Origin of the sequence: Pseudomonas sp. R38(2017), assembly GCF_002112395.1 — a bacterium.
Classification (GTDB): domain Bacteria; phylum Pseudomonadota; class Gammaproteobacteria; order Pseudomonadales; family Pseudomonadaceae; genus Aquipseudomonas.
Map to the genome: position 1 here is coordinate 141351 of NZ_NEHN01000010.1, position 26797 is coordinate 168147.

Here is a 26797-nt window from a genome sequence, read left to right on the forward strand (position 1 = left end):
ATGCGCGGGAACGAGCATCGGTTCAGCCCTGCCATTTCCCGCCTTCGACAATCACGCTCTCAGGCTTGGTGTCATCGCTCAGCTCTTTACGCACATATTGGTCATACAGCTTGAGCAGATATTTCTCTTCCCCAAGCTTGGCCAGCTCCGCATTCACCCAGTCGCGCAATTCAATGTTGCCCTTCTTCACCGCCGGAGCAATCGGGGCTTCGGCGCCAAGTTTTTCATCCAGCACGCGGTAGCCCGGGTTCTGCTTGGCCCAGCTGAACAACACCAGGTTGTCCTGGGCGTAGGCATCGCCACGGCCGTTGGCCAAGGCTTGCAGGGACTCGGAGTTCTTCTCGAACTTCAGCAGTTTCCAGTCCGGGTGGTTCTTGGTCAGCCAGATATCGGCGGTGGTGCCGGTGGTGACGATGGTGGTGCGGGTCGCCAGGTCATCCAGCTTCTTCACGTCGCTGCCCTGCGGCACCAGCGCCTGTACCGCGACCTTGAGATTCGGATTGGTGAATTCCACCGCTTCCTTGCGCTCCGGGGTCACGGTCATGTTGGCGAGGATCAGGTCGACCTTGTCGCTTTGCAGGAACGGAATGCGACTCGCCGGTTCCACGGCCACGAACTCGACCTTGTTTTCATCGCCCAGCAGATCCTTGGCAAACTGGCGGCCGATGTCGGTATCGAAGCCGACATAGCGTCCTGCTTCATTGACGAAACCGAACGGCGGTTTATCGGTGAACACGCCGACGATCAGTTTGTCGCGGGCCTTGATCTTGTCCAGATAACCGGCCGGCGCGGTGCTTTCGCTGGCGACTTTCGGCTTGGCCGGTTCTTCGGTCTTGTTGCAGCCGGCCAGCAGCGCAAGGCTGATCAGCGGGAGTGCGAATAGGGCTTTGGCAGTTTTCATGGCAGTTCCAGTTCCTTGGTTTGAGACGTTGTGGGCGAAGTCGTTGAAGTCAGTGCTTCGACGTAGGAGAACTTCTCCAGGAACTGCTGCGCGCGTGCGGTTTGCGGGTTCGTAAAGAAAAGCTCGGGCGGGTTCTGTTCAAGGATGCGCCCGCCATCCATGAACACGATACGATCGGCCACCGCGCGGGCGAAGGCCATTTCGTGAGTGACGATCAACAGGGTCATGCCTTCGCGGGCCAGGCCCTGAATCACCTCCAGCACTTCCTTGACCATCTCCGGATCAAGGGCGGCGGTGACTTCGTCGAAGAGCATGACTCGCGGGTTCATGCACAACGAGCGGACGATGGCGATGCGTTGCTGCTGGCCACCGGAGAGCTGGCGCGGGAAGGCATCGCGCTTGTCCGCCAGGCCGACGCGTTCGAGCAATGCTTCGGCTTGCTGCCGGGCTTCGCGGCGTTCGCGTTTCTGCACCTTGAGTGGGCCGAGCAGCAAGTTATCGAGCACGCTCATGTGCGGGAACAAGTGATAACTCTGGAACACCATGCCGATCTGCTGACGCACTTCACGCCAGTCGGTGGCCTTGTCCAGCAGCTCGCGGCCGGCGAATTTCAGACTGCCGCCGTGGGCAACTTCCAGACCGTTGAGGCAACGCAGCAGGGTGCTTTTTCCGCAGCCGCTGGGGCCGAGGATGACGATGACTTCGCCGGACTTCACTTGCAGGTCGATGCCCTTGAGCACCTGCTGTTCGCCAAAGAATTTGTTGAAACCCTGAAACTCGATCAATGCATTCATGCTTGCGTCCAGCGCCGCTCCAGCACGCGCGAAGCGGCCGACAGCGGATAGCAGATGAAAAAGAAAAACAGAAACAGCGCGCCGTAGATCAGCACCGATTCGTAGGTGCGCTCGATGATCTGCTGACCGACCTTGATCACATCCACCACGCCGATCAGCACCGCCAGCGAACTGGTCTTGATGATCCGCGTGTAGACGTTGATGGTCGGTGGCGTCATGCGTTTCAGCGCCTGAGGCAACAGCACGTAGCCGTAGAGCTGCGTCGCATTCAGACCGATCGACAGCCCCGCTTCACGCTGCCCGCGCGGCAACGAATGCAGTGCACCGCGCGCCACTTCGCCGACCTCGCTTGCGCCCCACAGCGACAGCACCAGCACCGCGCACCAGAAGCTCGGCAGGCTCAGGCCGAAGAAAATCGGCAGGCCGAAAAACAGCAGGTACAACCAGACCAGCACCGGGATCGCCCGGAACAGCTCCAGATAAATTCGCAGCAGCGCGTTCAGCCACTTCACGTTGAGCGTGCGAAGTACGCCGTAGAGCACGCCGCCGACGGTGCTGATGGCAATGCTCAGGAACGAGATCGACAGGGTTTGCCCGGCGCCTTTGGCCAATTGCGGCAACGACACCCAGAGCAGTTCAAGACCCGAACTGGCCATGCTGGAGCCTCCTTTCCAGACGGCTCAACAGCAGCGACAGTGGCAGGAACAACAGCACGCAGATCAGCGTCAGCACGGCGAGCATTTCGTAGGTTTTGTAGTAAAGCGCGATGTAGCTTTTGGTGGTGTAGAGAATCTCCGGCACCGCCACGGCCGAGACCACGGTGGTCTCCTTGAGCAGGAAAATGAAATTGGCGAACAGCGACGGCAGGCTGAGTATTCCCGCTTGCGGCAGGATCACGTAACGCAGCAACTGCCCATGGGACAGGCCGATGGAACGGCCAGACTCAAGCTGCGCCTGAGGCACCGCATCGACGCCGGCGCGCAGCACTTCGGTGAGGTAGGCGCCGCCGAGGAACGTCATGGTGATGATCGCGGCGGTGAATCCGGAAACCTTGATCCCCAGGGCTGGCAACGCGAAGTAGACGAAGAACAGCTGGATCAGCAGTGGCGTGTTGCGCGCCAACTCGACATACAGTCCGACCAGTTTTTGCAGGTAAGGCGTGCGAAACACCAGAATCGTCGCGTTCAGCAGCGCTACCAGCAGCGAGGTGCCGATGGCGATCAAACCGACCTGCAGCGTCACGCCCACGGCTTTTAAAAACGCCGGCAGGGTGCTGAGGATAAATGCGTAATCGAAGGTCATGAAACATCCTGACGTCGCTCGGTAAGCGACGGTGGTGCAGTCCATGGACAGCGGGTAGCTGTCCTGCAGGCACCGACTTTAAAGGCATAAAAAGAAGAATTTAAATACCGTTAAAGCATATTGATATCACGCAAAAAACTAATCGACGGGTTTGCCGGGAAGAAGGAGGAAGGCTATTGTCCCCAGCGCTGTAGGACGGATCTTTTTTGCATAAAAGCCCTCCAAGGACGAACAGCTTTTGGCCAGACTCCCCCGGCCGACCCCATAACAAGGAAGAGAACATGGACGTAAAAGTGCCGCAGCGACTGGATCCGCAGGAAATCGTGAAATTGTTGGTGGCGTTGCGCCGGGCGTTGAAAGCCGGGATAGCCTGAGCTTTAGACCCCCTCACCCGCATACACAAAAACGCCGATGACCATCGCTGGTCATCGGCGTTTTTTTCAACCTTGAAGGGAGTTGTTGTCGCGTCAGGTCAGAACGCCGGGAGTACCGCGCCGTTGTACTTCTTCTCGATGAACGCTTTGACTTCCGGGCTGGTCAAGGCAGCGGCCAGTTTCTTGATGGCGTCGCTGTTCTTGTTGTCCTCACGGGCCACCAGGAAGTTCACATAAGGCGAATCCGCGCCTTCGATCACCAGAGCGTCCTTGGTCGGATTCAGCTTGGCTTCCAGCGCGTAGTTGGTGTTGATCATGTCCAGGTCGACTTCTTTCAGAACACGCGGCAGCAAGGCCGACTCCAGTTCCTTGAACTTGAAGTTGTGCGGGTTCTTGGCGATGTCTTTCGGCGTGGCCAGAGCGTTTTTCGGATCTTTCAGTTCGATCAGACCAGCCTTCTGCAGCAGGATCAGTGCGCGGCCGCTGTTGCTGCCTTCGTTAGGGATAGCGATGGTTGCGCCATCAGGCAGTTCGGCCAGGGTCTTGTACTTGCTGGAGTAGCCACCGAACGGTTCAACGTGAACACCCTGCACGGTCACCAGGTACTTGGCCTTGTCATCCTTGTATTTACCGGCGTTGAAGCTGTCCAGGTAAGGCTTGGTCTGGAAGTAGTTGGCGTCCAGCCGCTTCTCGCCAACCTGCACGTTCGGCTGCACGTAATCGGTGAAGACTTTGACTTCCAGATCCACGCCTTCTTTGGCGAGGGTCGGCTTGATCAGTTCGAGGATCTCGGCGTGCGGTACAGGGGTGGCCGCGACTACCAGTTTCTCGCCGGCCTGGGCCAGGGAAGCAGTCAGAGCAGCCGCCAATGCGGAAAACAACAGAACCTTTTTCATGCAGTGTCCTTATCGAAAATCGGTCGTCATCGACGACGGCGTTAATACGAGTGCCAGCGATGTGCTACTGCTGACGTGAAGCGGACAATACCGGGATTTTTTATTCCCGGACAATAACGTTTATTCAGCTTCATATTCCATTTTGTTCATATTGAACAAAATGGTTACAACGCTTCGCTCAGGTTCAACAGCAATTCTTTCAATGCCTTACGTTCATCGGCAGTGCCGTTGAGGCTGAGGCTCGCCACCTGACGTTCGATCTGAACCAGCGGTCCAGACACCTCGTGCAGGTTCAGGTGCTCCGGCAGGATTTCGTCGCCGGTGCTCACCAGCAGCGCAAAATGAATGACGTTTTCCAGCTCCCGGGTATTGCCCGGCCAGCTGTGTTGTTCCAGAACCTGCTGCGCCGCTTCGCTGATCAGCGGCACAGGAAGATCCAGGCGCTGGCTGTAAATGCCGAGGAAGTACTCGGCCAACGACAGAATGTCGCCCACCCGCTCGCGCAATGCTGGCAGCTCCAGGTGTCCCTCGCCGAGATAGTGATAGAGCCGTTCGTGAAATTTCCCCGCCGCCACCGCCTGCCCCAGATCGATACTGGTCGCCGCCACCAGCCGCACATCCACAGGGCTCGGTTGATGGGCACCGACGCGGGTGACTTCGTGGTTTTCCAGCGCGGCGAGCAACTTGATCTGGATCGGCAGCGGCAGGTCACCGATCTCGTCCAGGTACAAGGTGCCGCCGTTGGCCGAACCGAACCAGCCGGCGCGGCTGCTGGCCGAGCCGCTGTAGCTGCCGGCGGCGTAGCCAAACAATTCGGCATCGGCGTAAGTCGGGCTGATCGCCCCGCAGTTGACCGAGACGAACAATCCGCTGCGATCACTGGCGCGGTGGATATGGCGGGCAAGCAGTTCCTTGCCGGTGCCGGTCTCGCCGCGAATCAGCACCGACGTCGAGCGCGGTGCGAGCTGGGCCATTTCTTCACGCAACTGGCGCGAGCGTGGATCAACGAACACCAGCGCCTTGGCGCGAATGCTCAGGGGACTTTTTTCCGCATCGGGAAAGGTCAGCAACGGCTGGCCGAAGGTTTCGAAACTCATGGCAGACTCCCGCCCCAAATCGCCGGGAGACGGGGGCGTTGAAAAAACAAAATTGGTCAGGCACGACGCCGGGCGTGGTGTTCCATGCGGTTTTGCAGGCGATACAGATACGCGAATCCCTGCTCCCAGCGTTGATGCCCGGACTTCACATTGATGTGGCCGGCGCCCGCGAGAATCCCTGCCTCGGCGCCCCAGTTGCGCGCCAGTTCCAGCGCGCGCGGCGCGCTGACGGCAGCGTCATTGTCGGAACTGACGACCTGGCTCGGGAACGGCAGCAGGTCGGTCGGAATCGGTGCAAAGTTGCGCAGCGCCGGCACACAGGCCGGACGCTCCACATCCGCCGGCGCGACCAGCAGCGCACCGCGTACCTGACGCAGGTGCTGCAACGGTGCGGTGGCCGCCCAGTGCGCCACGGTGATGCAGCCCAGGCTGTGAGCGATGAGAATCACCGGCGAGCTGTCGGCGGCAATCGCCTCGGCCAGCGCCGCGACCCAGTCTTCACGACGCGGCGTCAGCCAGTCGGCCTGCTCCACCCGCGCGCTGTTGGGCAGGCTATTCTGCCAATGGCTTTGCCAATGATCTTCTGGCGATCCTTGCCAGCCCGGCACAATCAGATAGCGGATTGATTCGTTGCGCATGGGGGAGCTCTCCTGCGTCGTGTCTGTTCCTGATCGAGTATAGGGACGGGATTTATATTCGTTAAGGAATAAGAAGCTATTTATTAAGACCTGAAAAGAATATCTAGTTTCAGACAAAAAAGGGGCCGCACCCTGCCAAGGAGACGGCCCCGGAAAAACGTGAAACCCTTATCGTGCAGTGATCACCGACAGTTTCGTGATGCCCGCCCGCTCAATCGAAGCCATGGCTCGCGCCACTTCGCCGTAATTCACCCCGTCGTCCGCCTGCAACTGCACGCGCACTTCCGGGTCCTTGGCCTTGGCCGACTTGAGGTTGAACTCCAGCAGATCCGGCTGGATTTCGTCCTTGTTGATAAACAGTTTTCCTGCACCGTCGATGCTCACCACCAACGGGTCCTTCTGCTCGACCGGCGCCACCGCCTCGGTCTTCGGCAGGTTGATCGGTATCGCGTTGGTCAGCAGCGGCGCAGTAACAATGAACACCACCAGCAACACCAGCATCACATCAACCAGCGGTGTCACATTGATCTCGCTCAACACCTCGTCGCTGTCTTGCGTGGAGAAGGCCATATCAGGACGCCTCCTTCACTTTTGTTGCGTTGCCCTGGGCCGCAGCCTTGTGCGCGGTCGGGTGGATCAACACGCGGAACGAACTCTTTTGCGCCAGGCTGTAGAAGTCGTGGGCAAAGTCGTCCAGGTCCGCCGCCGTCAGTTTCAGACGACGCAAAAAGTAGTTGTAAACCAGCACCGCCGGCACGGCGACCGCGATCCCCACGCCGGTGGCGACCAGTGCCGCACCGATCGGGCCGGCAACCGTTTCCAGGCTCGCCGAGCCCGCCGCGCTGATGCCTTTCAACGCTTCCATGATTCCCCACACCGTGCCGAACAGGCCAATGAACGGCGAGGTGCTGCCAATACTCGCGACCACCGCCAGACCGGTCTCCAGCGAACGACGCTCGCGGACGATCTGCTGGCGCAAGGCGCGTTCGAGGCGGTCCTGATGGTTGATCGCCTGGCTCAGGTCATTGGCCTGCGGCGCTTCGCCCACTTGAATCGCCGCATAACCGGCCTGTGCCACCCGCGCTGCCGCGCCGGGTTGGGTTTCGCTCAACTCGGCGGCGGAGTCCAGACTCGACGCCGCCCAGAAGCGCTTGTGAAATTTGCGATCCTGCGCCTTCAACCGGCCGAACTGCACAGCCTTGAGCAATGCCAGGCCCCAGGTGACGACAGAGAAGACCACCAGCAGCCAGATCACCGCGCTTTCGATGGATTCCAGTGGAGATGCCAGTAACGTCATGATGTGTTCCCTCGTGTAAACATTTCGCGCGAATTTGGTTTCGGTTTAGTGAATCTTGAAATCGATGGGCACGCTGACCCAGCCGTCCTGGGCGACATCACCCTGCTTGGCCGGCACGAAGCTCCAGCGCTTCACGGCGTCCAGCGCCGCGTCGTCGAGCTGTTGCCGGCCACTGCTTTTCTGAATCTGGATCTCGCCCGGTTTGCCGCTGGCCAGCACGTGCACCCGCAGCAACACCGTGCCTTCCCAACCGCGACGCTGGGCCAGTGACGGATATTCCGGCGCCGGGTTCTTCAGGTACGCGGCATTGGCCGAGGCCGGTGTCACCGGAGCAGGCGCCGGCGGTGCAGGTGGCGCAGGCGCGGCGACCGGAGCGGCCGGTTGTGGCGGAGCCGGTGGCTGCTCAATGGCTTTGGGCGCCGGCTTCGGTACCGGTTTGGCGACCGGTTTCGGCTTGGGAACCGGCTTCGGTTTTGGTGGCGGCTTGGTTGCCAGTTCGTCTTCCACCGGCGGTGGTGGCTCGACCACAGGTGCCGGTGGCGGCGGTACAACCACAGGCGGCGCCGGGGGTGCCGGGCGCGAAAATTCGATGGTCATCGGTGGAATTTCCGGCGGCACGATCGGCAGTGCCGGCGTCGGATGCTGGTTGATCCAGTAGATCACCGCGCCATGCACCACCAGCGCCAGAACGCCGAGCAGAATCGTTTCGCGGCGGCTCAGAATGCCCTTGGGTGCACGCTGCAAGCGCAGCTGCCCCAACGGCACACGATGGGGCCGGCCGAGATCGACCAACTCGCCGCTCGGCGCCTGGCGCCACAGCACCTCCTGTGCACTGGCGGCGGTCTGGACATTGCCCATTGATTTACTCCCTGCGGTCTCTTTGCGTTTTTTCGCGTAGCCGATTCGCCGCTTGTTGAATCCCCCACGGCGTGATCGATGGGTCAATCATTGGGTCTTAAGGCTTATCTCCGAAAGTAATCTTTCATGTTATGAATAGACGTTTATGGAATATATAAAACGGTCATTTCCACCAAAGCCACGGCCCGCAAGGCTTCCAGCGTTGCGCCAGAATCGGCATGCATTCCCGGCATAAAAAGTATTCATCCAAGGCATCGGGTTATCGATGACCCGGGATTCAGTGACAACTAATTCCAAGGTGATAGTTGACGAATTTTTTCAAGAGACAAATAAAAAGGCCGATGCATTTTTAATGCATCGGCCTTCGACTTGCAGAATTTCTTATTGCTTCACAAACTCTCCGGCCAGACCGACTACATCACCGTCAAAGTTTGTGCGCGAACCCACCGCGCGAACTTTCGAGTAGTTGTGATCCGGCGAGAACAGGGTCCAGGACTGATAGCCAGTGCCGTCATTCAGAGCCGCGAAAGTAATGATCGTAGGCTGCCCGGTGCTGTTCTGGAAGTGGTAATGACCGTACGCGATGTCGTAGTTCACGCCGTTCTGGCTGAACTTTCCGCTGAAGGTGCCGTTGGAGTCGTTGCCATCGGTAATCGTCAGTTTGGCGCCAGCGTTAGCGTTTACATAGTTGCCATTAATGCTCGACATAACGAGATTTCCTTTATCGTTGGATAAGTGTCTTCCGATGAGAGCAAGTTTCCTCCTGGAAACTCACGACACTCAGGATGGTTGGACATTCATTTATTGTCCACGCGACTTTTCAACGATATTGCTATATGTACTATTCATGTCGCTCATAACTTATTTCGATTCGGAAGAGCCCTAATAACTAACGACTGGCATGGGTCTGTTGCACACCTATGGCCGGCGCAATCACTGCCGTCTCCGAACGCGGCGTCCCTGCCGGCACCCAGTCATAACTCACAGGCAGAGCCCGGTAGACCCAGTTGCTGATCGCGTCGCTGCCCGGTGCCTTGCCCAGATAGGGACTGACGTATTCCCAGACGTTCTCGCCGCTGGCCGTTACCTGGAAAAACCGTCCGTTCATACCCTCGTCGATCAACGTGTTGCCGTTGGGCAAGCGCCGCGCGCTGCTGATGAACGAGCTGTAGAACGCCCACCCCGGCTGCTTCGAATTGGCGGCGCTGTACTGCCAGACGATTTCGTTTTTCACCGGGTCGATTTCCAGCACCCGCGAGCCGGAAATCAGCCCCAGCGTAACGTTCGGATAACCCGCCGAACCCTGATTGTCGAACACCAGCAGATTGCCCGCACCGGGCAGCCCAGCCGGGATGATGTGCGCATCATGCTGACCGACGAACTGGTCCACCGGACGCGGAATCTGCTGCGCGGTTTTCGGGTTGGCCAGCGGCAGGTTCGGCCCCAGGCGCCACACCACTTTGCCGCTGTGCTTGTCGATGATTGCAATGAAGTTGGCGTTGCGAGAATCGAGCAGCAGGTTGTCCGGATTGAAGCGTTTGTCGCCAGCATCGAACCATTTGTTCGGCCCGACCAGGCTGAGGTTGTTGATGTGCAGGTAATCCGGATTTTCACTGGCACGCACCAGCTTCAATTGCTCGGCGGTGAAGCCGAACTTGTTCAAGTGATCCGACGCCAGCCACTGCCATTTCACCTCGCCCGTGGGGCTGACTTCGTAGATCGCATCGTCGATCACCTCGGGTACTTTGAAGCCTTTGACCTTGTGCACCTTGTTCGCCAGCACCACGGTGTTGCCGTTGCTCAGACGACGTAGGTCGTGATGCTGTTGCGCGGCGCCGCCGGGTGCCTGATCGCCCCACTGCCAGACGACTTTGCCATTCCAGTCCAGCTCGCCGACGCTCTGATTACCGAGGCCGTTGCCGGCAGAGCCCAACTTGCCGGGATCCTTGTCGCTCAGTTGCAGCAACACATGGCCACGCTCGCCACCGACCAGTTTCGGGTCGATGATTGCCGACGGGAATCCGGCTTGAGACCAGTTCTTGACCTCGTTGCCGTTCATGTCGATCAGGTGTGTCTGCTTGTCGGCACCGCTGAAGATCACATATTGATTGAAGGCCTTGGCCGGGTCGTAACGGGTGACTCCGGTGGGGTAAACACTGGGCGCGGCGAGCGCCCCGGCACTGAGCACTGCGCCGGACAACAACACCGGTAATGCGGTTTTGATGCGCAACATGATGCAGCTCCTTGAGGGATCGATCAGAAGTCGTAGCGACCGGTGACGCCGAGGGTGCGCGGCGTACCGAGCAAGCCTTCATAGCCGCCGTTGCCGCCAGTCCACAGGGTCGTGTAGTAGGTTTTGTCGAAGGCGTTTTTCAGCCACAGCGAGACGTCCCACTGACCCTGATTGAAATCGCCGCGCAGGCCGGTGGAGAGATTGACCACCGCGTAGCTCGGGATCTGGCCGTAGTCGGAATCCTCGACCGTGCCCACCGCTTTGGAGCGGAATGCGTAGCTGCCGGTGACGTAAGGTTGCAGCCCGTTGGCCAGATTCCATTCGTATTTGCCGTTGGCGTTGCCGATCCATTTCGAGGCCCCCACCACTTGGTGACCAGTGAGGTCGCAAGAGGCCGGGGCACGCGGTGCGAGACTGACTTCCGGCGGGCACGGCGCATCCTTGTACGAGAGGTAACTAACGTCGTTGAACGAGCCGTTGAAGTTCAGCGTCAGGCCACGCAGCGGAATCACGGTGCTTTCGAACTCCACACCACGCGAGCGCACAGAACCGGCGTTGGTCAGATATTGCACGCGGTTGACGTCGTCGTAGGCGTTGGTCTGGTAAGCGTTGACCTGGGTCCAGAACAGGTTGGCGTTGAGCTGCAGGCGGCGGTCCCACAGGGTGCTCTTGAAGCCGAGTTCGGCGTTGTTGGCGCGTTCGGTGCCGATCAACAGCGAGTCGGCGCCAGCGGTCGGAGCCGAGCCGACCACGAGGTTAATCCCGCCGGATTTCTCGCCGTGGGACAACGTGGCGTAGCCGAGCAGATCATCGGTGATGCGATAGCTGAGGTTGAGCAAGCCGGACGGGCTGGAGCTGTACTGATTCAGATCGCCGGAATCGTAGGCGCCGGTCCGGCCGCGTCGCGCAGTGGCAGCGGCGCCGGTCACCGCTGCGCCACCCACCGGCGCATCACGATTGACCCAGGCGTTCTTCTCTTCATAGGTGCCTCGCACCCCGGCAGTGAAATCCAGACGCGGAGTCAGGTGCCAGGTGCCTTGGGCGAACAGCGCAAAACTGTCGGTCTGGATGTGGCCGCGACCGACGCTGCCAACGTTGGCCAATGCCCCCCGTGGCGTGCCATTCCAGATGTCGGCCTGGGGGCCGTAATAAGCGAAGGATTTGTTGTCCAGATCCGAACCGAAGTAGTACGCGCCTAGCACGTAATCAAAGAACTCGCCCTTGGGCGATGCGAGGCGAAATTCCTGCGAGTACTGCTTGTCCTCCACCGACACGCCGGCGTTATAGGTCGCTGCGACGTTGAGGCCATCGTCGTTGGCCGGGGTGAAATTCCAGTAGCGATAGGAGCTGATCGAGGTCAGGGTGAAGTCGCTCGGCAACGTCCAATTGGCCTCCACCGACGTGCCGCCCTGATGCACCGTGACGTGCTGGTCGTTGTCCAGATTGACCTTGCGGTGCGAGCCGTTGACCAGCGTCGCGCCGGCAGCATTGGCCCGGGACTGATAGAGGTTGACGCCATTGATGGTCGGCCCGGTGTTGTACAACACGCGGGTGCCGGCACTGGAATCCTCTTCGTTGTAATCACCGATCCAGCGCAGATTGAAGTTTTCGTTGGGCTTGAACAGCAACTGCGCCCGGAAACCGTCGCGGGAACCACCGTTCAGATCATGGCCGTTGAATTCGTTCTTGATGTCGCCGTCGCTACGGGTGCGATAGGCGGAAATGCGTCCCGCCAGCTCATCGTTGAGCGGCCCGGACAGCGTGCCCTTGGTCTGGAAGTAACCGTCCTCGCCGACCGAGGTTTCGATGCTGCGCTCCGGGGTGAAACTCGGTGCGCGAGTACTGATGTTGATCACCCCGGCGGTGGTGTTCTTGCCGAACAGCGTCCCCTGCGGCCCCCGCAGGACTTCAAGCTGTTCGATGTCCATCAGGTCGAAAACCGCCATCCCCGGACGGCCCAGATAAACGTTGTCGATGTACAGGCCGACACTGCCTTCCAGGCCGTCGCTGGCCGGGTTGTTGCCCAGGCCGCGAATCGAAACGCTGGACTGGCGCGCATGCATGTAGGCGACGTTGACGCTGGGCACCAGTTGCTGCAGATCCTGGATGCGATAGACCCGTTGCGTTTCCAGAGTCTGGCCGCTGACCACACTCATCGGCGTCGGCACATCCTGAGAACTTTCTTCGCGACGGCGGGTGGTGACGGTCACGGTTTCCAGTTGCGAAGTCGCGGTCTCGGTTTTGCCTGCGGGTGCCGAGACAGGGGTTTGGGCATCATCGGCGTAACCCTGATTCCAACTGGCACTCCCCGCCAGCAACAGGGCCAGGGGCAGACGTTTGAGCCGTCGTGGCGGCGGCGGTGAAGCGAGGTTCAACGGACTCATGGGGCTGCTCCTGGTCAAAAAACACGCAGACATCTTCCGTGCCACATATTCTTTTGAGTTATTTATTTATGTTTTTACAAAGATTTACTGCATAAGAGATTGCCTTTATAAGGAGTCGACCTAATGCATATCCAATGCATTTCCCGGATATTTTTTATGTGAAAAATGCATATCGACTTGCGCCAGCTCAGACACTTCATCGCCCTCGCCGAACAACGCAGCTTCGTTGCGGGCGCGCAGGCGGTGAACCTGTCGCAGTCGGCGTTCAGCCGAAGCATTCAGGCGCTGGAACACAGCGTCGGTTGCCAGTTGGTGGATCGTGGGCGCAAGGAGTTACCGCCGACCAAACAGGGGCAGGTGCTGCTCGAACATGCTCGGCGACTGGTCAGTGGTGCACAGCAAATGGCCAACGAGATCAGTCAGTTCAACGGGCTGGAGGCGGGGGAATTGCGCTTCGGTTGTGGCCCGGCGCCAGCGGCAGGATTGATCCCGAGAGCGATCGGCAGCTTCATCGGCCGCTACCCGAAAGCGCGGGTGCATTACCAGGTCGATGACTGGCAGAGCCTGAGCAAGCGGCTGCTAAGCGAAGAGTTTGAATTCTTCGTCGCCGACACCCGGCATTTTGAGGCGGATCCGGATTACTTGACCCACCGATTGCGGCCGCGAAAATGGCATTTCTGCTGCCGCGCCGGCCATCCGCTGGCCGCTTTTGATCGGGTCTCGGCCGAGCAATTGATGAGTTATCCGCTGGCCGTGAGCATTCGCCCGCCGAATCTGCGCAAAGTCATCGTCGACCTCAGTGGCCGGCCGGATTTTGTCCCGAACGTGGAGTGCGAAAACAGCGCCAGCCTGCTCGGCGTGGTGCTGCGCTCCGACGCGATCGGCATCGTCGGCGCCTATTCGGATGCGCTGCATCAGGCTCGTGGCGAATTGGTGTGTTTGAAGGTCGAAGGGTTGCCGGATGATCTGGAGGAGCTTTACACCCGTTACGGAATTGTCAGCCGCGCCGGGTATCGGCTGTCGCCGTTGGCCGAGGCGATGATCGAGCAGATCAAAGCGATCGATGCGGTGGAAGAAGAGGTGTGTTCACTGGCGAACCTGGCCATCTGAGCCCATGCGTTTCATGCATGGCAAGCATTCCCCGAATGCACTTGCCGAACACCCTTGCCGAAAGCGAAAAACCTCACCTGTCTTTCTGACCGGTGAACCCCATGTCCAACCCGCAAAACCCCGTGCGCAACGTGCTGTACATCATGTGCGATCAGCTGCGCCGCGATTACCTGTCCTGCTACGGCCACCCGCATCTGCACACCCCGAACATCGATCGCCTGGCCGCCGCCGGCGTGCGCTTCAGCCGCGCCTACACCCAGGGCACGATTTGCGGGCCGTCGCGGATGTCGGCCTACACCGGGCGTTATGTCAGCAGCCATCAGGTGGCATGGAACGCCGTGCCGCTGCCGCTGGAAGAGCTGACCATCGGCGATTACCTGCGCCCCCACGGCATTCGTACTGCGCTGGTCGGCAAGACCCACGCCACGGCCAACGTGGATGCCTTGCAGCGGCTGGCGATCAACCCTGAAAGCGCCCAGGCCGAAGTGCTGAATGAAGTCGGCTTCGAGCCCTACTTTCGCCACGACGGCATCTTCCCCGACGACCCGTTATTCGATGACAAACGCGAATCCGCGCCGTACACCCATTACCTGCGCGAGCAAGGTTTCGAAGGGCGTAACCCCTGGCACGACTGGGCCAACGCGGCCGAAGGCGACAATGGCGAGATCCTCAGCGGCTGGAAAATGCGCAACGCCCATTTGCCGGCGCGAATTCCCGAGCAACATTCAGAGACTGTCTACACTACAAATCGAGCCATCGACTTCATCGGTGAGCAAGGTGAAAAACCGTGGTTTTTACACCTGTCCTATATCAAACCCCACTGGCCCTACATCGTACCGGCTCCGTACCACACATTGTACAGTACGAAATCGATTCTCGAACCGGTACGTAATGCCTCTCCAAGCGACCACCCCGTCTATCAGGCCTTTCGCCAGCATGAGGAAAGCCTGAATTTCTCCAAAGATCCGGTACGACTGAAGGTGATCCCGACGTACATGGGCCTGGTCAAACAGGTCGATGATCAGCTGGGGCGGCTGTTCGATTTCCTGCAGAGCAACGGACGCTGGGAGGACACGCTGATCGTGTTCACCAGCGATCACGGCGACTTCCTGGGCGATCACTGGCTGGGCGAGAAGGAGTTTTTGCTGGAGCAAGCGGTGGGCGTGCCATTGATCGTGCGCGACCCGCGTGCTGCGGCGGATGTCACGCGGGGCACTGTGGAGGATCGACTGGCGGAAACCATCGACGGCGTGCCGACCTTTCTCGAATCGCTGGGAGTGACGGGCGCCGAGCATCGACTGGAAGGTCGCTCGTTGATTCCGCTGCTGCATGGTGAAAACCCGGACTGGCGCCGCTACGCGATCAGCGAGTACGACTACGCCTTCCAGGCCCCGGCGCGGGAGCGACTGGGCCAGCCGATCGACCGTTGCCGCATGACCATGGTGCGCAGCGAACGCTGGAAATACCTGGCGTACGACGGCTTCCGGCCGCAGCTTTTCGATCTGTTGAATGATCCGCAGGAGCTTCAGGATCTGGGCGCGGATCCGGCGTATGCGGCGGTGCGCGAGGAGCATGCGGGGTATCTGTTCGAGTGGGTACGCGGGTTGAAGCGCCGCACGACCATCAGTCATCAGGAGATTGATTTGCGGGGGCAGCGGTTTCGTTATGGAGAGCCGGAGACCGAAAAGCTCGTTCAGATCGGCGTCTGGTGAAAGTACTGCGGGCAAGCCGGATGGCCGGCTTGCCCGTGAAGGGGTAGATCAGACGCCGACGATCTCAGCGCCTTTGATAGTCAGACTACGCTGCCCCGAAGCCCCGACCGGCACTTCACCCTTGAGCGTTACCCGACGCACCACCCGATCCTGGGTTCCGTAATCATCAATCGCATAATGCTGCGTCGAACGGTTATCCCAAATCGCCACATCACCCGCTTTCCAGCGCCAGCGCACGGTGTTTTCCTGACGAATCACATGGCTCTGCAACAGCCCGAACAGATGTGCAGAATCGGCCTGGGAATAACCCTTGATGCGTTTGACGAAATGCCCCAACAACAAGCTCTTTTCGCCGCTGATCGGGTGTACACGCACCACCGGGTGTTCGGTTTCATACACGGTCGAGGTGAAGATCTTGCGATAGCGCTCGAGCTTCTCTGCCGAGACATCCGGCTTCGCCCCGGCGTAGTCGTATTCGTTGCTGTGCACGGCCACCAGTTTGTCCGCCAGCTCGCGCAATTCGGTCGGCAGTTCGTTGTACGCGGTCGCGGTGTTCGCCCACAGCGTGTCGCCACCGAATGCCGGGGCCACCACCGAGCGCAGGATCGAGGCTTTCGGGTAGGCATCGACGAAGGTCACGTCGGTGTGCCAGGAGTTGGCGCGCTGCCCTTCGGCGCCGTCCAGTTCCAGCAGGTAACGGGTGCCCTCGCGGGACGGCACGGTTGGGTGCGCCACTGGCTCGCCAAGCAGATGTGCAAAGGCTTCCTGACGCTGATCGTCGAGCTGAGTCTGCTCGCGGAAGAACACGACCTTGTACTGCACCAGTGCCTGTTGAATGGCTTCAACCGTCGCGGCATCCAGCTCACCGGACAGGTGCACGCCACGGATTTCGGCGCCGATACGGCCGGCCACCGGATGAATGTCCAGCGCGTGGACAGCGGGTTTTACAGCGAGTGCGGCATTGCTCATGGGTAGACCCTCATCGACTGCTTGCGGTTGGACGGCAGCGAAACAACGCTCTATCTATATTCCATTTACATCTAATAGATATTCACATGCTTCGTTGACGGAATAAGAGCTTGCATTTAAAACCTCAAGCAACCCTCGTCGCAAATGCCTTCGAGCTATTTTTAGGATGCCGGAAAAGCATATGGATCTTCGCCAGTTGCGCTACTTCATCGCCCTCAATGAACACCGCAGTTTTGTCCGCGCGGCCGACGCCATGGGCATCACTCAACCGGCGTTCAGCCGCAGCATTCAAGGGCTGGAGCAGGAGTTCGGCTGCGTGCTGGTGGACCGCGGCAACAAGGATCTGCGCCCGACACCCGAAGGCCAAGTGGTGCTGCAGCACGCCCTGACCCTGGTGCAGGGCGCCGCATTGCTCAGCGCCGAAGTGACGCAGATGACCAAGCTCGATGCCGGTGAACTGCACTTCGGTTGCGGCCCGGCGCCGGCGGTAAAACTGGTGCCGGACGCGGTGGCGCAATTCATTAATGCGCACCCGAAAGTGCGTACCTGCTTTCAGGTGGATAACTGGGAAAAACTCAGCCGTGCCCTGAGCCGCGAAGAGATCGAATTCTTCATCGCCGACATCCGTCATTTCGAGTCCGACCCGAACTTCCAGACCCAGCCGCTGACACCCAAGCGCGGGGTATTTTTCTGCCGGCCGGGGCATCCGTTGCTGGCCAAGGAAAGCCTGTCGACCAACGACATGTTCGACTACCCGCTGGCGACCACGCTGATCCCGCCGGGGATTCGCAAACTGCTGGCGAATCTCAGCGGCCGGATCGATTTTTCCCCGACCATCGAGACCGAGCACTTCCCCGCGCTGGTGAAAGTGGTGCTGCAATCCAATGCAATTGGCGTGGGCACTGAAGAGGCGTTTGTCGAGGACATCGCCCAGGGCTCGCTGGCGCTGCTGCACTGGCGCAACCTGCCGCAGAATCTGGAGAGCATGAATGCGCGGTGCGGGATTGTGAGCCGCACGGGATTCCGGCTTTCACCGGCAGCGCGAGCGATGATCGAGACGTTGGTGGCGGTGGACAAGCAGGAAATCAGCGTCGCGGTTTGAGGGTCATTCCCACGCTCTGCGCGGGAATGACCGCATGACTCAGAGCTTCGCAGCCGCCAGCTCAGGCGCCACCCACTCGCTCACCTTGAACGGCTTGCGGATCAGCTTCTGCTGCGCCGCCAGATCCACTTTACCCTGCAGGTTTTCGAGGAACAGCGGGTCCAGTGTCGACGGGAATACTTCGCTCAGATTCTGATCCTTCAGATCCTGGCTCAGGATCACCGGCGGGTAGCTTGCGAGCCCCGACACAAGCTGCACGTAAGCGTCCTTGTTGCTGTCCTGAGTCAGCCACTCCACTGCCTGTTGCTGCGCCTTGAGCAGCTTCGCCACGGCGTCCGGATGGCCGTCGACAAACTTGCCGGTACCCACCAGCACCGACTGCACACTGCCGGCACCGCCGAGATCCTTGGTGTTCAGAGGCAACTCGGCCAAGCCCTTGGCCTGCAATGCAGTCAGCCCGGAGCTGCCCCACGACGCATCGATCTGTTTCGCCGCCAGCGCGGCAACCGCTGCATTGAAATCGAGGTTGATCACTTTCACGTCCTTTTCGCTCAGGCCCACGCTGGCCAGCGCCGCATCGAACGACAACTGGGTCGCGGTGCCCCGGAAGATCGCTACGCGCTTGCCCTTGAGATCCTGCAACGTCTTGATCCCCGAACCCGGCACCACGCCGAGGTATTGCTTCACACCCCGGGCGCTGGCGCTGAGCAGGCGCGTATCCAGCCCGTTGGACTTGCCGATGATGGCCGCAAGATCCCCCAGATAGGCCAGGTCCACCTGACCGTTGGCGAATGCCTCGTTGATCACAGGTCCGGCGCCCTTGAAGAAGCTCCACTGAATCTTGATGCCCTGATCGGCGAAGGCCTTTTCGAAGATCTGCTGATCGCGCAGCACGTCCACGATGCCCCCGCCACTGTGTTGAGTACCCGCGCTCAGATCAGGCACGGCAATCCTGATTTCCTTGAGCTCGTCGGCCTGGGCAGAGAACGCCAGCAGACCCGCCAGGGCCGGCGCGGCAAACAGACTGATGACACGTTTGAAAGGAAAGTTCATGGGCGCGGCTCCTGATCACGGCGGGCATTGAGGAGCCGAAAGTAGGCGCAATACGTATCAGCACTTAAATACTTAAAAAGCACATTTTTATAGCTATTCAAGCTAAACCAGCAAAGTCGGGACATGCAGAGCGGTATGCAGAGAGAGCATCGAAAATATTCTTCGAATGCATTGGATGCGCGCAGGGCTGGAGGCCTTAAATGGCGCTGCTTATCTCCAAAATACTTAATTTTCAATTTACTTATAACGATTAGTTTACAGCTAATTCCGCTGACACGATCCAACCCGACAACGGAGGTCACCCATGGCCCGTGAATCCCTGCTCAGCCTGCCACTGGCCGCACCGCCGTTGAAAAACCGGCGCACCTGGCCAAGCCTGAGCCACCGCGTCTTACCCTGGATATTGCCGCTCGGACTGTTCGCCTTGTGGTGGCTGGCGGCGCGCAATCAGTGGATGAGCGAACAGATTCTGCCGGCGCCGTCACTGGTGTGGAACAGTGCGATCGAGCTGTCCCAGGGCGAGTTGTGGAGCCACCTGTGGATCAGCCTGCAACGGTTGTTCTGGGGCTTGCTGGCGGGCGTTTCCGCCGGCGCGGTACTCGGCGCAGCGTTGGGCTTCAGCCGTCGCCTCGAACGCCTCATCTTCCCGACCTTCGCCGGTCTGGCCCAAGTGCCAACGCTGGCGTGGATTCCGTTGTTCATGGTGTTTTTCGGCATCGGCGAAACGCTGAAACTGGTGGTGCTGGTCAAGGCCATCGTGGTGCCGGTCACCCTGCACACGCTGGTCGGCGTGCGTGATGCGCAACCGAAACTGCGCGAAGCCGCCGCCGTGTTACGCCTGCCGCCACGCCTGCTGATTCGCCGACTGGTGCTGCCCGCCGCCCTCCCCGCATTCATGGCCGGCGTGCGACTGGCGCTCGCCGCTGGCTGGACTTCATTACTTGCCGTCGAGCTGCTGGCCTCCAGCGAAGGCATCGGTTACCTGATGGTCTGGGCGCGTCAGTTGTTCATGCTCGACATCGTCTTCGTGTGCATCGTGGTGATCGGCCTGATCGGTGTGGCGATGGATCGCGGCATCGGTCTGCTTGACAGGAAACTGGTGCACTGGCCGCATCCCGCCACGGCAGAAATTCGTCGCGGCCCACGATATGAAGGCTGGCAACGCGTGCAGCCGTGGCTGTTGCCGCTGGCGCTGTTTGCGTTGTGGCAACTGGCGGTCGATCAGCAATGGATCGACGCCAACATTCTGGTCAGTCCGTGGGTGGTGCTCGAGGCAACGAAAAACGGATTGCTCGACGGCACGTTGATCTCGGGCATGGCCCTGAGCCTCGGCCGCACACTCGGCGGCTTGTTGATTGGCGGCGGCCTCGGCCTCGTGCTGGGCTTGCTGCTGGGTCTTTCACGCACCAGCGAACGCGTGCTCGGCCCGACCCTCGCCGCCCTGCGGCAGATTGCGATTTTCGCCTGGGTGCCGCTGCTCACCGCATGGTTCGGTCTCGGCGAACTGGCGAAATGGGTGTTCGTCGCCCTGGCCGCTTTCTTTCCGTTGTTTGTCGCGACTCAACGCAGCGTCGCCAATCTTTCGCCGCAACTCAACGAAGCCGCGCAGGTGCTGCGCCTGAACCTCGCTCAACGCCTTCGGCGACTGGTGCTGCCGGGCGCCGCACCGGGGATTTTCGCCGGCCTGCGCCTGAGCCTGATCTACGCCTGGCTCGGCACCATCGGCGCCGAATATTTCATGCCGTCCAACGGCGGCATTGGCAGCCAGATGATCGGCGCCCAACAACTGCTGCGCATGGATCTGATCATGGCCGGGATGCTGCTGGTCGGCCTCACCGGCGCCCTGCTCAACCTCATTGGCCAACGCCTGGAAATCCGCGCCACCCGCTGGAGACACGCATGAACGCACCGATTGTCAGCTTCAACCATGTAGGCAAGTCCTTCGACGTCGACGGTTTCGAACTGGAAGCGATTCGCGAATTCAACCTCGACATCGCCGAGGGCGAGTTCGTCGCCATCGTCGGTTCCAGCGGCTGCGGCAAATCTACCTTGCTTCGCTTGCTGGTGGGCCTCGACACCCAGTTTCGCGGGCAGATAACAGTCGATGGCAAAGCCGTCAGCGGCATTGGCGGCGAGCGCGGCATCGTGTTTCAGGAACACCGTTTGTTCCCGTGGCTGACGGTGGCCGACAACATCGGCCTGGGCCTGGTCAACGAGCCGCTGGCTGCCTCCGAAAAGCAGCAACGCGTCAACGATTTCATCGACCTGGTGGGCCTGCGTGACTTCACCCGCGCCTACCCGCATCAACTCTCCGGCGGTATGGCCCAGCGCGTGGCGATTGCTCGCGGACTGGTGGCGAGCCCACGCATTCTGCTGCTCGACGAACCTTTCGGCGCCCTCGACGCACTGACCCGCCAGCAGATGCAGGACGAACTGCTGGCGATCCGCGAGCGGGCAAAGATCACCACAATCCTGGTCACCCACGATGTCGAGGAAGCGATTTTCCTCGCCGACCGCGTGGTGGTGATGGAACCGCGTCCCGGCCGGATCAAACAGGTGGTGGACATCGCCCTGCCCCATCCGCGCCAGCGCAGCAGTTTCGACTTCCACCAATTGCGCGAAGAACTGCTGCACGAACTGACCAGTGATGACCATTACCAACCGAGCGTGCCGGTACAGATCCGTGATCTGCCGCTGTCGTTCATTGCCTGCTGAACAGGAGCCTGTTGATGCCGCAACGTCCCAATTTTCTGGTGATTCTGGCCGATGATCTCGGCTTCTCCGACATCGGTGCCTTCGGCGGCGAAATCGCCACGCCGAACCTCGATGCCCTGGCCAATAACGGCCTGCGCCTGACCGACTTTCATACCGCACCGACCTGCTCACCGACCCGCTCGATGCTGCTTACCGGCACCGACCACCACATCGCCGGCATCGGCACCATGGCCGAAGCGCTGACCCCGGAGCTGATCGGCAAACCGGGTTACGAGGGTTACCTCAACGACCGTGTCGTCGCGCTGCCGGAGTTGCTGCGCGAGGCCGGCTACCAGACCTTGATGAGCGGTAAATGGCACCTGGGCCTGACCGCCGAACTGGCGCCCCACGCCCGTGGCTTCGAGCGCTCGTTCTCGCTGCTGCCCGGCGCCGCGAACCACTACGGATTCGAACCGACCTACGATGAACACACGCCGGGATTGCTGAAATCCACCCCGGCGCTGTACATCGAAGACGACACTTTCATCGACGAGTTGCCCAAGGATTTCTATTCCTCCGACGCTTTCGGCGACAAGCTGTTGCAGTACCTCAAGGAGCGCGATCAGAGCCGGCCGTTCTTCGCGTACCTGCCGTTTTCCGCGCCGCACTGGCCGTTGCAGGCGCCCGCCGATATCGTCGAAAAATACCGTGGCCGCTACGACGCGGGGCCGGAAGTGCTGCGCCTCGAGCGACTGGAAAAACTCAAGTCGCTGGGATTGATCGAGCCGGATGTCGAGCCGCATCCACTGATCCAGCTGACCGCGCAATGGGAAGCGCTGAGCGATGAACAAAAACGGATTTCCGCCCGGGCGATGGAGGTCTACGCGGCGATGGTCGAGCGCATGGACTGGAACATCGGTCGCGTCGTCGATTACCTGCGCCAGCAGGGCCAGCTCGATAACACCTTCATCCTGTTCATGTCCGACAACGGTGCCGAAGGCGCACTGCTGGAGGCCTTCCCCAAGTTCGGCCCGGAATTGCTGACCTATCTGAACCAGCATTACGACAACAGCCTCGACAATATCGGCCGCGCCAATTCCTACGTCTGGTACGGGCCGAACTGGGCGCAGGTGGCGACCGCACCGTCACGCCTGTTCAAGGCGTTCACCACCGAGGGCGGGATTCGCGTTCCGGCACTGTTGCACTATCCGCAGCTGCCGCTGAAAGGGCAGATCAGCCATGGTTTCGGCACGGTGATGGACATCACGCCGACCATTCTCGATCTGGCCGGCGTGCGGCATCCGGGCAAGCAGTGGCACGGCAAACCGGTGGCGCCGTTGCGCGGTAAATCATGGCTGGGGTTCTTGTCCGGCGAGACAGCGCAGGTGCATGACGAACACACCGTCACCGGCTGGGAATTATTCGGGCGTCGGGCGATTCGACAGGGGCAGTGGAAGGCGGTGTGGATCCCCGGGCCAGTGGGGCCGGCGACCTGGCAGCTTTACGATCTAGGGAGTGATCCGGGGGAGATTCACGACCTGGCGTCGAGCCAGCCGCAGAAGCTTGAAGCGCTGATCGAGCATTGGCAGCGGTATGTGGAGGAGACCGGGGTGATTTTGAGTGAGTCGCCGTTTCAGCCGGATTGACGATGACGGATACAACGCTATCGCCGGTTGGCCGGCGATAGCTTCGAATACCTTCAAACCTGAGCCGTCTGCACTTCTTTCCGTACTACCGTTTCCTTGCGAACAAACCGGTTCGCCCGCCCAAACGTCCCGAAATCGTTGAACCGAACCCCCATCTCCCGCATCACCTTGTGCGCCACCGGCACCGTCAGCTGGCGAATGTAGAACGGCTCCTTCACCACAAAATGATGAATCCCGTGACTGCTGCCGAAGTTGAAACAGAACGCCTGCAACGGCCACAACCACCATGGATTCAACACCTGGCACTGCTGAAGCACATTGCCCGGCTCGATGTCGCCGTAGTAATGCATGTTCGAGCTGATGAAGTGCAGGCAAAAGGTGCGCAGCACGTTCGGCCCGATGATGACCACAGCGGCTATGTCGATCACTTGCATCACCGACAACGTGGTCGCTGACCACTCGATCGGCGAGCCCATCAAGTAAGCGATGCCGTTGGCCACATGGAAGCCGAGAAATACGTACCAAGCGCCCCAATGCACCAGCGCCAGCGGCGCGTAGACCTTCAGCGAACGCTTGATGATGCTGAACTTGTGCGTCCAGGTCCTGGCCCGCAGCATGCGGATGAACGCCGACATTACGTTGTCGCCGACCATCAGCAACCGCGCAAAACCCCAGGGTTCGCCGTTGGTGATCGCCCGTTCTTCCATGTCGGTTTCAGTGCCGGAGACCTTGTGATGATTGAGGTGCAGATGCCGGCGGATCCACGGGTTGATCGTGCTCGGCCGCGCCAGCCACACCAGCCCCATCATCAGGTTGTGCGGTACGCGCTGCTTGCGGAAATACATGCTGTGGATCAGGTCGTGTTCGAGCTCATGGGTCAGCGAAGCGAAAAACGCATTGAGCAACAGACACACCCACCACGCCATGTGCCCAGTGATATAGAGCGCCGCCGAACCGATCATCCCGGCCAGAGCGAAGGCCAGAATCCCAGCACCGAGGGCGTCCTGATGGTTGAGAATCGGGTAGCGCTCGCGCAGCTCGACGCCTTTGGCGAGCACCACTTCACGAATATGCGCTGATCGCTGGGCAGCATTGTGTCGCTGGGGACTTGCAGAAGTACGGTCCATGCTTCCATCCTCTGGTTATTGATGTTCGCATCCTGCCCCGCGCAGGGTCCGGACGCGGTAGCCGAGAACGCCAACCTGTTGACCGGAAGCGCCAATCAGCATGAAGGAACCGACTTCTCTCGCCAGCTGGACCCGTGCCCTGCGCAAGCAACTCGACGCGCTGGGGCTGGACAGCACTGCCCTGTGCCAGCAGGCCGGGCTCGATCCACAACTGATGGACGACCCGAACGCCCGTTACCCGTTGTCCGCAACCACTCGCCTGTGGGAAATCGCGGTGCAGGTCAGCGGTGATCCGGCAATCGGCTTGCGGGTGTCGCGATTCGTCAGCCCCACGACATTTCACGCGTTGGGCTATGCGTTGGTGGCCAGCGGCAGCCTGCGGGAGGTGTTCGAGCGGATCGTGCGTTATCACCAGGTGGTCAGCGACGCGCTGGAGCTGGAGCTGACCCGCAGCGAAGATCGCTACCGGTTTCGCCTGAAAATCCCGGCCGACAACCCGGCCCCGGCCTTCGAGGCCATCGACGCCTTTGCCGCAATCTACGTGCGCACGTGCCGCAATCGCCTGGGCCGCGACTACGCGCCGCTGGCTGTGTACCTGCGTCGCCCGGAACCTGCCGATGCGCATCAATGGCACAAGGTGTTCCGCTCGCCGGTGCATTTTTCCGCCGAAGAAGACCGCATCGAATTCGCCCTCACCGACTTCGACAGCCACCTCGACGACGCCAACCCGGAACTGGCCGAACACAACGAAGCCGTGCTCAAACGCACCCTCGCCCAGCTCAAGCCGCTGACCTGGGAGCGCAAGGTACGCGACGCCATCGAAGAGCAATTGCCCGAAGGCGAACCCAGCGCCGAACGCATCGCCCAGGCCCTGCACCTGAGCCTGCGCAGCCTGCAACGGCATTTGGCCGACGAGGGTTGTCGCTTCGACACACTGTTGAATGAAAGCCGCGAGAACCTCGCGCTGCTGCACCTGCGCGATCCGCAATGCTCGCTGAGTGAGGTCAGTTATCTGTTGGGGTTTGCCGATACGAGCAGCTTCAGCCGCGCGTTCAAGCGCTGGACGGGAATGACGCCGGGGCAGTTTCGGGATCAGTTGCGTTGAGTTTCAACCTTTTATCAAGCTGCGCTCTATTCCTGACGACCACTGCTCGATCATTGCAGCAGCTACCTCTCCAAACTCGGGATGGTGTTGGATGTACTCTGACATGTCGACCATCGCCGCCTGCATGCCTTGAGCAACTTGTTGCAGCAATTCATTACAACGGGCCTCCGTCAAATTGCATGCTGTACGACCGAAACGCATCAGCACTTTGTACTTTGGCCAAGCCTTCGAGCCGCCTAGCAGCAACGCCATGCTGTCGTTCTTGATATAAACCGAAGTGGTGATGATGTCGTAGGCCGGTGCCAGCCTGATTGAGGACTGTTCGCCGCAATTTTCATAAAGCACGCCGAAATTTTTCAGATGGGCGTCGCCGTTTTTCAATCCTGCTGACAACGCCACAATCTTGAAAAAAGCTTCCAGCGCCTGGCCGAGCAGCTTTGGTGATACAAATGCCTTGATCTGTCGAGCAGCACCTTCGTAAGAACCGTCGTACTTGGCTCTTGATGGCCAGCCGTTGAGCACACAGAAATCCTCGAAACCTAAATAGCCCGTATCACTCAAATCAAATCGCTCAACTACCAAAAACTTGCCATGAGCACTGAGCTCAAACTTCGGCACCTCGAGACCGCAGTATTGCGCAGCACACATACAGAAAAATTCGTTGGTCGCGAGTTCCGGATACTCATCAGCACGGAAGGCTTTCACCAAGTGTGTAGAACTCCGATGAGTCAAGCGATCGACGGCAGCGGCACAATCGCGCACCAATACTTTGGGTTGCACGCCTGACACCCCTGAGTACTGACCATAGGCTTGCAACAGATCCTCGAACAGACCTTGGGCACCATCGTGGACCAGTAAATCGGCCAATGATGTTTCGGGTGGGTGATCTATCGCCGGTGCACTGGCAATTGCCAACCGACCCAGTTGATGCGGACCGACGATTGCCAACAAGGCAAAATCGTCAAAGCCGCGGACCGCTTTGCTGAAGCGACGGACCAACTCATCACGCAGTGCACCTTCGGGCAGGTTCATCTCGAAGACCGGATGGATACCACGCTCCCAGCCATAGCTTTCCAGGCGGGTCGGCATCGTCAGAGACACTGCGTTTTCAGCTTTGGCATCTTCTCTGTAACTGAAGACGCTATCCAATCGAGCCTGCCCGCGACCGAGTGTTCCGACCGCGTGACCACCGACACAGATGTGCAATCTGTCGGGAGACTCAGTCATGGAAGTTCACCTGCTGCAAAGTATCCAGCGTTGGGCGTCGCGATTGTCGGGGCACTGCGGTGAGTTCGTAACCAAAACCATTGAGGATCGCTTCGACCTTACGCAGACCTATCTCAGAAACCGTATTGTTTTCTATCCCTGAGATCGTCGCGCGGCTCATGCCATATTGTTGAGCCAAAGCCTGCTGTGAAAGGTTTTGCGCTTTTCGAAGGCTTCTGATCAATTCACCGAGTTGTTCCATTGCACGAACCTGCATTGTTTACAGTGCATAGCGCACA

The 26797-nt window shown here is 59.9% G+C and carries 25 protein-coding genes; 7 read left to right on the forward strand and 18 right to left on the reverse strand.

Going from position 1 to position 26797, the window contains the following annotated elements:
• Positions 1–22 precede the first annotated feature (22 nt).
• The 13 genes from CAF87_RS23925 to CAF87_RS23985 form a co-directional block, all read right to left on the reverse strand.
• Positions 23–901, reverse strand: coding sequence for a transporter substrate-binding domain-containing protein (locus CAF87_RS23925; RefSeq protein ID WP_085733361.1), 879 nt, complete (start codon positions 899–901; stop codon positions 23–25).
• Positions 898–1695, reverse strand: coding sequence for an amino acid ABC transporter ATP-binding protein (locus CAF87_RS23930; RefSeq protein ID WP_085733362.1), 798 nt, complete (start codon positions 1693–1695; stop codon positions 898–900). Before CAF87_RS23930 ends, CAF87_RS23925 begins: the two co-directional genes overlap by 4 nt.
• Positions 1692–2351 carry an amino acid ABC transporter permease gene (locus CAF87_RS23935; protein ID WP_085733363.1) on the reverse strand — a complete coding sequence of 220 codons (660 nt, stop codon included), beginning with the start codon at positions 2349–2351 and terminating at the stop codon, positions 1692–1694. The genes CAF87_RS23930 and CAF87_RS23935 overlap by 4 nt, the downstream gene beginning before the upstream one ends.
• Entirely contained in the window at positions 2332–2997 is a 666-nt protein-coding gene (locus CAF87_RS23940; protein ID WP_007918712.1) for an amino acid ABC transporter permease, read from the reverse strand. The genes CAF87_RS23935 and CAF87_RS23940 overlap by 20 nt, the downstream gene beginning before the upstream one ends.
• A 472-nt stretch (positions 2998–3469) precedes the next feature.
• On the reverse strand, positions 3470–4267 hold the full coding sequence (locus tag CAF87_RS23945; RefSeq protein WP_085733364.1) for a MetQ/NlpA family ABC transporter substrate-binding protein: 798 nt from the start codon (positions 4265–4267) through the stop codon (positions 3470–3472).
• Positions 4268–4431: 164 nt separating this feature from the next.
• On the reverse strand, positions 4432–5364 hold the full coding sequence (locus tag CAF87_RS23950; protein WP_085733365.1) for a sigma 54-interacting transcriptional regulator: 933 nt from the start codon (positions 5362–5364) through the stop codon (positions 4432–4434).
• Positions 5365–5420: 56 nt separating this feature from the next.
• A complete protein-coding gene (locus tag CAF87_RS23955; protein ID WP_085733366.1) occupies positions 5421–6002 on the reverse strand; it encodes an alpha/beta hydrolase in 582 nt (193 codons plus the stop codon).
• Positions 6003–6170: 168 nt separating this feature from the next.
• A complete protein-coding gene (locus CAF87_RS23960) occupies positions 6171–6572 on the reverse strand; it encodes a biopolymer transporter ExbD (protein WP_003220570.1) in 402 nt (133 codons plus the stop codon).
• Between the two features lies 1 nt (position 6573).
• Positions 6574–7299, reverse strand: a complete 726-nt coding sequence (locus CAF87_RS23965) for a MotA/TolQ/ExbB proton channel family protein (RefSeq protein WP_085733367.1) — start codon at positions 7297–7299, stop codon at positions 6574–6576.
• A 45-nt stretch (positions 7300–7344) separates the two neighbouring features.
• A complete protein-coding gene (locus tag CAF87_RS23970) occupies positions 7345–8157 on the reverse strand; it encodes an energy transducer TonB (protein ID WP_085733368.1) in 813 nt (270 codons plus the stop codon).
• Between the two features lie 381 nt (positions 8158–8538).
• Entirely contained in the window at positions 8539–8865 is a 327-nt protein-coding gene (locus tag CAF87_RS23975) for a hypothetical protein (RefSeq protein ID WP_007952780.1), read from the reverse strand.
• Positions 8866–9046: 181 nt separating this feature from the next.
• A complete protein-coding gene (locus CAF87_RS23980) occupies positions 9047–10390 on the reverse strand; it encodes an aryl-sulfate sulfotransferase (protein WP_085733369.1) in 1344 nt (447 codons plus the stop codon).
• A 23-nt stretch (positions 10391–10413) separates the two neighbouring features.
• Positions 10414–12774, reverse strand: coding sequence for a TonB-dependent receptor (locus tag CAF87_RS23985; protein WP_085733370.1), 2361 nt, complete (start codon positions 12772–12774; stop codon positions 10414–10416).
• 165 nt (positions 12775–12939) lie between these two features.
• On the opposite strand from CAF87_RS23985, the gene CAF87_RS23990 reads away from it, so the two are divergent.
• Complete coding sequence (locus CAF87_RS23990; protein WP_085733371.1) at positions 12940–13884, forward strand: LysR family transcriptional regulator; 945 nt, start codon at positions 12940–12942, stop codon at positions 13882–13884.
• A gap of 101 nt (positions 13885–13985) precedes the next feature.
• Positions 13986–15596, forward strand: a complete 1611-nt coding sequence (locus CAF87_RS23995) for an alkaline phosphatase family protein (protein ID WP_085733372.1) — start codon at positions 13986–13988, stop codon at positions 15594–15596.
• Between the two features lie 48 nt (positions 15597–15644).
• On the opposite strand, the gene CAF87_RS24000 is transcribed toward CAF87_RS23995, so the two are convergent.
• Positions 15645–16565: a TauD/TfdA family dioxygenase gene (locus CAF87_RS24000; protein ID WP_085733373.1), complete on the reverse strand. Its 921-nt coding sequence runs from the start codon at positions 16563–16565 to the stop codon at positions 15645–15647.
• 181 nt (positions 16566–16746) lie between these two features.
• On the opposite strand from CAF87_RS24000, the gene CAF87_RS24005 reads away from it, so the two are divergent.
• Positions 16747–17667, forward strand: coding sequence for a LysR family transcriptional regulator (locus CAF87_RS24005; RefSeq protein WP_039764497.1), 921 nt, complete (start codon positions 16747–16749; stop codon positions 17665–17667).
• Between the two features lie 39 nt (positions 17668–17706).
• Here the strand turns inward: CAF87_RS24005 and CAF87_RS24010 are convergent, their stop codons facing one another.
• A complete protein-coding gene (locus CAF87_RS24010) occupies positions 17707–18720 on the reverse strand; it encodes an ABC transporter substrate-binding protein (protein ID WP_085733374.1) in 1014 nt (337 codons plus the stop codon).
• A gap of 304 nt (positions 18721–19024) precedes the next feature.
• Here CAF87_RS24010 and CAF87_RS24015 point away from each other — a divergent pair, with 304 nt between their 5' ends.
• From CAF87_RS24015 to CAF87_RS24025, 3 genes are read left to right on the forward strand one after another with little or no spacing between them, the layout of a single operon-like run.
• Complete coding sequence (locus tag CAF87_RS24015) at positions 19025–20623, forward strand: ABC transporter permease (RefSeq protein ID WP_085733375.1); 1599 nt, start codon at positions 19025–19027, stop codon at positions 20621–20623.
• A complete protein-coding gene (locus tag CAF87_RS24020; protein WP_085733376.1) occupies positions 20620–21435 on the forward strand; it encodes an ABC transporter ATP-binding protein in 816 nt (271 codons plus the stop codon). Before CAF87_RS24015 ends, CAF87_RS24020 begins: the two co-directional genes overlap by 4 nt.
• A 14-nt stretch (positions 21436–21449) precedes the next feature.
• On the forward strand, positions 21450–23060 hold the full coding sequence (locus CAF87_RS24025; protein WP_085733377.1) for an arylsulfatase: 1611 nt from the start codon (positions 21450–21452) through the stop codon (positions 23058–23060).
• 53 nt (positions 23061–23113) lie between these two features.
• Here the strand turns inward: CAF87_RS24025 and CAF87_RS24030 are convergent, their stop codons facing one another.
• Positions 23114–24187, reverse strand: a complete 1074-nt coding sequence (locus tag CAF87_RS24030) for a fatty acid desaturase (RefSeq protein WP_085733378.1) — start codon at positions 24185–24187, stop codon at positions 23114–23116.
• 100 nt (positions 24188–24287) lie between these two features.
• Between CAF87_RS24030 and CAF87_RS24035 the strand changes: the two genes are divergently transcribed.
• The gene (locus CAF87_RS24035) at positions 24288–25292 is read left to right on the forward strand and encodes an AraC family transcriptional regulator (protein ID WP_085733379.1); all 1005 of its coding nucleotides are present in this window, start codon (positions 24288–24290) and stop codon (positions 25290–25292) included.
• 3 nt (positions 25293–25295) lie between these two features.
• Here the strand turns inward: CAF87_RS24035 and CAF87_RS24040 are convergent, their stop codons facing one another.
• Positions 25296–26519: a type II toxin-antitoxin system HipA family toxin gene (locus tag CAF87_RS24040; protein ID WP_085733380.1), complete on the reverse strand. Its 1224-nt coding sequence runs from the start codon at positions 26517–26519 to the stop codon at positions 25296–25298.
• The gene (locus CAF87_RS24045) at positions 26512–26760 is read right to left on the reverse strand and encodes a helix-turn-helix domain-containing protein (protein ID WP_085733381.1); all 249 of its coding nucleotides are present in this window, start codon (positions 26758–26760) and stop codon (positions 26512–26514) included. Before CAF87_RS24045 ends, CAF87_RS24040 begins: the two co-directional genes overlap by 8 nt.
• Positions 26761–26797 lie beyond the last annotated feature (37 nt).

Excerpts from the sequence above, each read along its gene's own strand:
- CAF87_RS23990 (WP_085733371.1), top strand. The coding sequence starts at position 12,940 with ATGCATATCGACTTGCGCCAGCTCAGACACTTCATCGCCCTCGCCGAA.
- CAF87_RS24035 (WP_085733379.1), top strand. The coding sequence starts at position 24,288 with ATGAAGGAACCGACTTCTCTCGCCAGCTGGACCCGTGCCCTGCGCAAG.
- CAF87_RS23945 (WP_085733364.1), bottom strand. The coding sequence starts at position 4,267 with ATGAAAAAGGTTCTGTTGTTTTCCGCATTGGCGGCTGCTCTGACTGCT.
- CAF87_RS24005 (WP_039764497.1), top strand. The coding sequence starts at position 16,747 with ATGGATCTTCGCCAGTTGCGCTACTTCATCGCCCTCAATGAACACCGC.
- CAF87_RS23965 (WP_085733367.1), bottom strand. The coding sequence starts at position 7,299 with ATGACGTTACTGGCATCTCCACTGGAATCCATCGAAAGCGCGGTGATC.
- CAF87_RS23975 (WP_007952780.1), bottom strand. The coding sequence starts at position 8,865 with ATGTCGAGCATTAATGGCAACTATGTAAACGCTAACGCTGGCGCCAAA.
- CAF87_RS23925 (WP_085733361.1), bottom strand. The coding sequence starts at position 901 with ATGAAAACTGCCAAAGCCCTATTCGCACTCCCGCTGATCAGCCTTGCG.
- CAF87_RS23985 (WP_085733370.1), bottom strand. The coding sequence starts at position 12,774 with ATGAGTCCGTTGAACCTCGCTTCACCGCCGCCGCCACGACGGCTCAAA.
- CAF87_RS24010 (WP_085733374.1), bottom strand. The coding sequence starts at position 18,720 with ATGAACTTTCCTTTCAAACGTGTCATCAGTCTGTTTGCCGCGCCGGCC.
- CAF87_RS23950 (WP_085733365.1), bottom strand. The coding sequence starts at position 5,364 with ATGAGTTTCGAAACCTTCGGCCAGCCGTTGCTGACCTTTCCCGATGCG.
- CAF87_RS24000 (WP_085733373.1), bottom strand. The coding sequence starts at position 16,565 with ATGAGCAATGCCGCACTCGCTGTAAAACCCGCTGTCCACGCGCTGGAC.
- CAF87_RS23970 (WP_085733368.1), bottom strand. The coding sequence starts at position 8,157 with ATGGGCAATGTCCAGACCGCCGCCAGTGCACAGGAGGTGCTGTGGCGC.
- CAF87_RS24025 (WP_085733377.1), top strand. The coding sequence starts at position 21,450 with ATGCCGCAACGTCCCAATTTTCTGGTGATTCTGGCCGATGATCTCGGC.
- CAF87_RS24020 (WP_085733376.1), top strand. The coding sequence starts at position 20,620 with ATGAACGCACCGATTGTCAGCTTCAACCATGTAGGCAAGTCCTTCGAC.
- CAF87_RS23930 (WP_085733362.1), bottom strand. The coding sequence starts at position 1,695 with ATGAATGCATTGATCGAGTTTCAGGGTTTCAACAAATTCTTTGGCGAA.
- CAF87_RS24015 (WP_085733375.1), top strand. The coding sequence starts at position 19,025 with ATGGCCCGTGAATCCCTGCTCAGCCTGCCACTGGCCGCACCGCCGTTG.
- CAF87_RS23940 (WP_007918712.1), bottom strand. The coding sequence starts at position 2,997 with ATGACCTTCGATTACGCATTTATCCTCAGCACCCTGCCGGCGTTTTTA.
- CAF87_RS23995 (WP_085733372.1), top strand. The coding sequence starts at position 13,986 with ATGTCCAACCCGCAAAACCCCGTGCGCAACGTGCTGTACATCATGTGC.
- CAF87_RS23935 (WP_085733363.1), bottom strand. The coding sequence starts at position 2,351 with ATGGCCAGTTCGGGTCTTGAACTGCTCTGGGTGTCGTTGCCGCAATTG.
- CAF87_RS24045 (WP_085733381.1), bottom strand. The coding sequence starts at position 26,760 with ATGGAACAACTCGGTGAATTGATCAGAAGCCTTCGAAAAGCGCAAAAC.
- CAF87_RS23960 (WP_003220570.1), bottom strand. The coding sequence starts at position 6,572 with ATGGCCTTCTCCACGCAAGACAGCGACGAGGTGTTGAGCGAGATCAAT.
- CAF87_RS23955 (WP_085733366.1), bottom strand. The coding sequence starts at position 6,002 with ATGCGCAACGAATCAATCCGCTATCTGATTGTGCCGGGCTGGCAAGGA.
- CAF87_RS23980 (WP_085733369.1), bottom strand. The coding sequence starts at position 10,390 with ATGTTGCGCATCAAAACCGCATTACCGGTGTTGTTGTCCGGCGCAGTG.
- CAF87_RS24040 (WP_085733380.1), bottom strand. The coding sequence starts at position 26,519 with ATGACTGAGTCTCCCGACAGATTGCACATCTGTGTCGGTGGTCACGCG.
- CAF87_RS24030 (WP_085733378.1), bottom strand. The coding sequence starts at position 24,187 with ATGGACCGTACTTCTGCAAGTCCCCAGCGACACAATGCTGCCCAGCGA.